5 protein-coding genes are annotated in these 7,008 nt (G+C 62.5%); all 5 read right to left on the bottom strand.

The window, feature by feature from the left end; translation table 11 throughout:
• Positions 1-563: 563 nt before the first annotated feature.
• Positions 564-1,169: a protein-methionine-sulfoxide reductase heme-binding subunit MsrQ gene (locus JSE7799_RS07810; protein WP_055663103.1), complete on the bottom strand. Its 606-nt coding sequence runs from the start codon at positions 1,167-1,169 to the stop codon at positions 564-566.
• Positions 1,170-1,173: 4 nt separating this feature from the next.
• Entirely contained in the window at positions 1,174-2,070 is an 897-nt protein-coding gene (gene msrP / locus JSE7799_RS07805; protein ID WP_055663102.1) for a protein-methionine-sulfoxide reductase catalytic subunit MsrP, read from the bottom strand.
• Positions 2,071-2,410: 340 nt separating this feature from the next.
• Complete coding sequence (clpB, locus tag JSE7799_RS07800) at positions 2,411-5,026, bottom strand: ATP-dependent chaperone ClpB (protein ID WP_055663101.1); 2,616 nt, start codon at positions 5,024-5,026, stop codon at positions 2,411-2,413.
• A gap of 178 nt (positions 5,027-5,204) precedes the next feature.
• Entirely contained in the window at positions 5,205-5,546 is a 342-nt protein-coding gene (locus JSE7799_RS07795; protein WP_055663100.1) for a DUF2853 family protein, read from the bottom strand.
• A 228-nt stretch (positions 5,547-5,774) separates the two neighbouring features.
• Entirely contained in the window at positions 5,775-6,854 is a 1,080-nt protein-coding gene (locus JSE7799_RS07790; protein WP_055663099.1) for a PRC-barrel domain-containing protein, read from the bottom strand.
• Positions 6,855-7,008 lie beyond the last annotated feature (154 nt).

Raw genomic sequence — 7,008 nt, 5'->3', positions numbered from 1 at the left:
GGCTAGGTCGGTACAGTCTCTGCTTGTTGTGCTTCAGTTACCAAAGTAACCAGAAGCCGTCCAAACAGTGAAGCTGACACTCCATCATCGACCGAAGCCTAGGAGCGCGATACACAGACGTCTGATCCATCGAACAGGACCAAACCGCCCACATATCTCTTCAGATACTCGCGATTTCAAAGAGCGAGAGACAAAATCAACCGGATGTGCCCTAAACTCTCGGCACAACCCGCTTCAGTTGCCTCAAAATTTCTGCCTCAGGCCCTTCGAAGCATCCGCTCCGTCGTTCCGTCCAGCGTCCCGTTGGCACCTCAGCGCCGCCGGTGAAGGGGTATTTACGGACCACACCCGGAACCCGCAAGCACTTTCCACAACCATCATGCACTTTTTTTGGACCCTTCGCAGATTCCAAGCGTTATCAATACCTTCCAAACAACCGTAAGCCCGAATATACTCCGCACCCCACCAAGCCCCTGCCCCAGCAATAGCCCTGCAAAAGCACCAAAGTTGTCACGAAACCTCACATCAACTCACATTCTTCCAAACCCGTCCAAACCACCCCCTCACCAAGCCCGAATCCAAACAATCCGAACACACACAAGAAAAAGCGCAGCCGTCAGGTAGAGAAGCGATTCCATGGTCCAGACCTTCTCCTGCATCACGAAATGCACGGCACCGAGGATCACCGCCAAATAGACAAGCCGGTGCAGGCGTCCCCACGTTCGTGCACCCAACCGGCGGATCGCGCCCTGCCATGACGTCGCCGCGAGCGGTATCAGCAGAAGGAAGCCTGCAAAGCCAACGGTCAGATATGGCCGCTTCACAATCTCGGCCCAGATCAGCCCCCACCGAAGCTGAAGGTCGAGCACGAGCCAGACGAGGAAGTGCAAAGTCAGGAAACCGAAGGCGAGAAGGCCGAGCGCCTTCCGAAACTTCAACAGGTTGATCCGTGCGAACCGCATGAGCGGCGTGACGACGAGGGACGCCAGCAGAAACTGCAACGACAACATCCCCAGTCCCAGAGAAAGCGCATCCACCGGATCGATCGCGTTCAGCCCCTGCCATATCTCCCAGGCACCGATCCCGATCCCCCCGAGATAAACCGGCCAGGTCGGGACCTTTCGCGCCACGCCGGAGATACGGGGGCCGATCGCCGCTGCATCCGCCATCGGCTCAGAAGTTCTCCGCGAGGTCCATTCCCTCATAGAGCGACGCAACCTCGTCGCCATAGCCATTGAAGGGCAGCGTATCGACCCGCCCTCCGAACAGCCCCGCGCCGATCACCCGCTCCGAGGCCTGTGACCAGCGTGGATGATCCACCTCCGGATTTACGTTGGCATAGAACCCGTATTCATCCGGATTGCTTTGCTGCCAGGTGTTGAGCGGCTGCTTGTCGGTCAACTCGATGCGCACGATCGACTTGATGCTCTTGAACCCATACTTCCATGGCACGACGAGACGCATCGGCGCCCCGTTCTGGTTCGGGATCGGCCGGCCATAGATCCCAGTCGCCATGATCGTCAGCGGATGCATCGCCTCATCCAGCCGCAGCCCTTCGCGGTAGGGCCAGTCGAGGATCGACGCGCGCACGCCCGGCATCACCTCCGGAATGACCGCCGTCTCGAACGCCACGTACTTCGCTTCCGGCCGGACCCCGACCCGGGTCAGCAGCTTGTTCAACTCGAAGCCGTTCCAGGGGACTACCATCGACCACGCCTCGACGCAGCGAAAGCGATAGATACGCTCCTCCGTCGGAATATCGCCGATCAGGTCATCGAGGAGATAGTTACCGGGATTGTCGACCATCCCGTCAATCCGCACGGACCAAGGCTCCGTCTTCATCGCCGGCGCGTTTTCGGCAGGATCACCCTTACCGAGCCCGAACTCGTAGAAGTTGTTATAGCCGGTAATGTCCTCCCAGCTATGCGGCTCCAGATGCGCCTCCGCCCAAGCCGGCAGGCCAAGCCCGCCCGCAATCGATCCGGCCCCGAGCGCGGCGATGATCTGTCGTCTGTTCATCCAGAGCTCGCGGGGCGTTACATCGGCTCGGGTCAGGTTAGGCTTCGACATCTGTAATCCTCTCGGCGGCGAAGGGCCGGCAACGGAACGTACACATTTCCCTAGAGTTGCGCTCGACCGCTCAGTCAGACAACCCCGCCGTGCGATCCGTCGCACCTGTCAGGCGGTAAAGGGTATGCATTGTCCGCGCACCCGCCCCGCCAAGACAGCCAAACATCCGTTTTTGTCAGACCGACGAATACCACGCCCCTTCACCAAGCATGCGGGGCACAAATGGATGCCGCAAGCACGAAGGCCAAGTTTCCGCCAACCTCGATCGGCAGTTCCAACAAAAATAGGGCGGCGGATTTCTCCGCCACCCCATCCGATCACAGAAGTGACCGATCCAGTTTTAATGCACCACAGCATCCTGCGGCGGCCGCCGGTCGCTCGAGGCGAGCCGCTCCCCGATCACCAGCCCGTCCGCCGTCGCGCGGACCGGAACCGTGCTATCCTCGGCAATCTCGCCGGCAAGCAACATTTCAGCCAACGGGTTCTGCAGCGCACGCTGGATCACCCGCTTCAGCGGCCGGGCCCCGAAGACGGGATCGTACCCCTCCTCGGCCAACCACGCCTTCGCCTCGTCATCGAGCTGCAGGGTGATCTTCCGCCCCGCCAGCCGTTTCGCCAGGCGCGCGACCTGGATGTCGACGATACCGGCCATGTCTTCCCGGGCGAGCCGGTCGAAGATGATCGTCTCATCGAGCCGGTTCAGGAACTCCGGCCGGAAATGCGCCCGAAGCGCATCCATCACGTCGCGCTTGGCTTGCGAGGCATCCGCTCCCTCCGGAAGCTGGCTCAACGCCTGACTTCCGAGGTTCGAGGTCAGCACGATCAACGTCTGCTTGAAATCGACCGTCCGCCCCTGTCCGTCCGTCAGAACACCGTCATCCAGCACCTGCAGCAGCACATTGAACACATCCGGATGCGCCTTCTCGACCTCGTCGAACAGCACGACCTGATAAGGCCTGCGCCGCACCGCTTCGGTCAGAACACCGCCCTCGTCATAGCCGACATAACCCGGGGGAGCACCGATCAGGCGCGCGACGGAATGCTTCTCCATGAACTCGCTCATGTCGATCCGCACCATCGCGCCGTCATCGTCGAACAGAAACTCGGCCAGCGCTTTCGTCAGCTCGGTCTTGCCGACACCGGTCGGCCCGAGGAACATGAACGAACCCAGCGGCCGCGCCTCATCATTCAGCCCCGCCCGCGCACGGCGCACGGCACTGGCGACGGCGGTCACCGCCTGTCTCTGACCGATGACGCGACGACCCAGCTCCTCCTCCATACGCAGAAGCTTCTCGCGCTCGCCCTCGAGCATCTTGCTGACGGGCACGCCGGTCCACCGCTCGACGACCGATGCGATCTGCTCGGGCCGGACGGCCTCCTCGACCATAAGGTCGTTGTCATCATCCTCGACCGCCGCAAGCTTCTTCTCGATCTCCGGGATGCGTCCGTACTGAAGCTCGCCCGCGCGGGCGAAATTGCCGTCCCGCTTGGCCTGATCCAACTCCAGCCGCAGAGCGTCCAGCTCTTCCTTGAGACCCCGCGCGCCTTCCAGCTTGTCACGCTCGGCCTGCCACTGGGCCGTCATCTCCGCAGACCGCTGCTGCTGCTCCGACAATTCCCGCTCAAGCTTCTCGAGCCGGTCTCTCGATGCGGTATCGTCCTCGGAGCGCAGGGCCTCGACCTCGATCTGCTTTTGCAGGATGTCGCGGTCGAGCGCATCGAGCTCCTCAGGCTTGGAATCCACCTCCATCCGCAGCCGCGATGCGGCCTCGTCCATCAGGTCGATCGCCTTGTCCGGCAGGAACCGGTCCGTGATGTAGCGGTTCGACAGGGTCGCCGCCGCCACCAAAGCGGAGTCGCTGATCCGCACCCCGTGGTGCAGCTCGTACTTCTCCTTGATACCGCGCAGGATCGACACCGTGTCCTCGACGGTCGGCTCCTGGATCACCAGGGGCTGGAACCGCCGCGCAAGCGCCGCGTCCTTCTCGACGTATTTGCGGTATTCATCGAGCGTCGTGGCACCCACGCAATGCAACTCACCCCGCGCCAACGCCGGCTTGATGAGGTTGGCCGCATCCATCGCGCCTTCGGATTTCCCCGCGCCGACGAGCGTGTGCATCTCGTCGATGAACAGGATGACTTCGCCCGCCGCGGCGGTCACGTCCGACAACACGCCCTTCAGACGCTCCTCGAATTCGCCGCGATATTTCGCGCCCGCGATGAGCGCACCCATGTCGAGCGCCATCAGCCGCTTGTTACGCAGGCTCTCCGGCACGTCACCATCGACGATCCGCAGGGCGAGGCCCTCGGCAATCGCGGTTTTACCGACGCCCGGATCGCCGATCAGAACAGGGTTGTTCTTCGTGCGCCGCGACAGAACCTGCATCGCACGCCGGATTTCCTCGTCGCGGCCGATGATCGGGTCGATCTTGCCTTCGCGCGCCGCCTCGGTCAGGTCGCGGGCGTATTTCTTCAGCGCGTCATATGTCTCCTCGGCCGAGGCGGTGTCGGCCGTCCGCCCCTTGCGCACATCGTTGATCGCGGCATTAAGCGCCTGCGCGTTCACCGCACCGGCCTCCAGCGCATCCCGTGCCTTAGACTTGATCATACCCAGCGCCATCAGGACGCGCTCCACGGGCACGAAACTGTCGCCCGCCTTGCCGGCGACCTTCTCGGCCTCGTCCAGAACGCGCGACAGGTCACGGCTCAGTTGCGGCTGACCCGCATCGCCCGAAACCTGCGGCAGCTTGGCAACCGCCACGTCCACCGCCTGACGCACCCGCTCGGGCGCACCGCCCGCCGCGGAGATCAGGTTGGCTGCCATGCCCTGCTCATCGTCCATGATCGCCTTGAGCAGGTGTTCGGGCAGCAATTGCGGGTGCCCCTCGCGCAGCGCGATCGTCGACGCGGCCTGCAAGAATCCTCGTGCGCGCTCGGTAAATTTTTCCAGGTTCATCTCGTCTCTCCTCCAAAAGCATCCGCCGGTTGGCCGCCCGATCATCGGCACGGTCTGGTCGCGGACCTCATGAGATCGAGATGGGAGGACTGTTGCCGATATGCAACCCTCGTCAAAGCCAAAAAAGGCGGTCATTTTCCGCCGGAACTGCTCTGTCGGGGCCGACCCGATCTAAGCCTCACCGGTAGACGTCTTCCTTCCCGAAATGCTTCGTCAGCATGTAATAGATGACCGCACGATACTTGTTGGTATCGGACATGCCGTAGACCTCGATCACTGCGGCAAGCGCCCCATCAAGCTTCGGCCCATCGCTCAGCCCCAGCTTCCTGATCAGGAAGTTGTTCTTAACCGTTTCCATCTCCCCAGGCTGGCTGGCGGCGATAGTCTCACGGTCAGCGTTGTAGATCGACGGCCCACACCCCCGCGTGATCTTGCGGAGCAGGTCCACATCCGGCTCCTGCCCCGTCTTCGCCCTCACGACGTCGATATACTTGCCGACCTTCTCGTCCAGCTTGCTCATCCGTTCGCCCCCTGACAGCCACGCCACCCCTCGCGCCGCGGCATTGGATTGTTCGAGCCCCTAGAACATACACGAGCGCAGGTCGCACGGCCTGTCTCGCCCTAACCGACACCGTGGACCGCAGAGACACCGCCCCCTACCGTGCTCTGCCCAGAAGCCCGGATCCAACACGAAAAAAGGCCCCCGGATCACCGGGGGCCTTCTCGCTTACCTATTGGCAGTCGCGGTTTAGTACGCGTCGCCAACGGTCATGTCGAGCGGCAGAAGCTGGCCGCTGTCGTCATAAGGAGACATCTCCGGCAGTTCGTCTTCGCTCACCCCTTCGATGACCATGGAGCCATCGACCAGCGTGATGTCCTCGAGCGGCACGGCGATGTTGCGCTCGCCCATGCCGAGGAAGCCGCCGACGCCGACGATGGCGTAGAGCATGCCGTCCACGTTCACGAGGCTGTCAATCTCACCCACGTCGCTGCCCTCTTCCGAGAGAACGTTCATGCCGACCAGATCGGCCACGCGGTAATCGACGAAATCCACGTAGAGAGCTGCAAGCTCGGCCCGGTCGCGCTCCGACATGACGGTCACGTCGGGTTCGGCCTGCTCGACCTCGATGTTCGGCTCTTCCTGCTCGACCATGATCTCGGCTTCATCGGCCGAATCGATGCTGATCTGTGGCTCGGATTCGGAAACCCGGACGTCGCCTTCGCCTTCGGTCTCGATGCTCACATCGGCTTCGGCCTGCTCGACCGCAACGGCGGCGGCTTCTGCGCGGTCGATGCTCACTTCGGGATCAGCAACCGTGACTTCAACGTTCGGCTCGCTCTCTTCGATCGTGATGCGCGGCTCGGGCCGCACGAAGCGGACGATCGGCTCCGGCTGCGACACGTCGATGTCGGGCGCGGTGGTATCGACGTTCACGTCCGGCTCCGGCATGCGGACGGTGACGGTCGGCTCGGGGATCGTGACGCGGACTTCGGGCTGCGCCTGCTCGATCGTGATGATCGGCGATTGCTGCTCGACCAGAACGGTCGGCTCGGGCACGTTCACGACGACCTCGGGCTGCGCCTGCTCGACCAGAACCTCGGGGCGCGCCTGATCGACGCTCACTTCCGGATCAACGACGGTGACATCGACTTCGGCATCGGGCTGTTCGACGACGATCTGACCACCGAGCGCGTCGGCATCGGCCTCGCCTTCGATGACGATCGGGTTACCCTCGGCGTCCATTTCGACGTGCGTTTCGGCGAAAGCAGGGGCGACGAGCAACGCAGCCGAGGCCACGCTGCTAAAAAGCAGTTTGTGCGTATTCATTGGATTGCTCCAGTTTGCGTTTGCAGTGCTTTGATAACGAGACAGTCGGTCGCGGGTTCCGAGGAAACTTCCGCAGATCCTGCGACCGAGGCAGATTTCGCGCCCGTGGCGAATCCTGACGCGGGCGACACCGACGCATCCGCGGCAAATGACA

This window comes from Jannaschia seosinensis (assembly GCF_001408515.1).
GTDB classification, from domain to species: domain Bacteria; phylum Pseudomonadota; class Alphaproteobacteria; order Rhodobacterales; family Rhodobacteraceae; genus Jannaschia; species Jannaschia seosinensis.
This window is presented reverse-complemented; position numbering and strand designations above follow the sequence as displayed.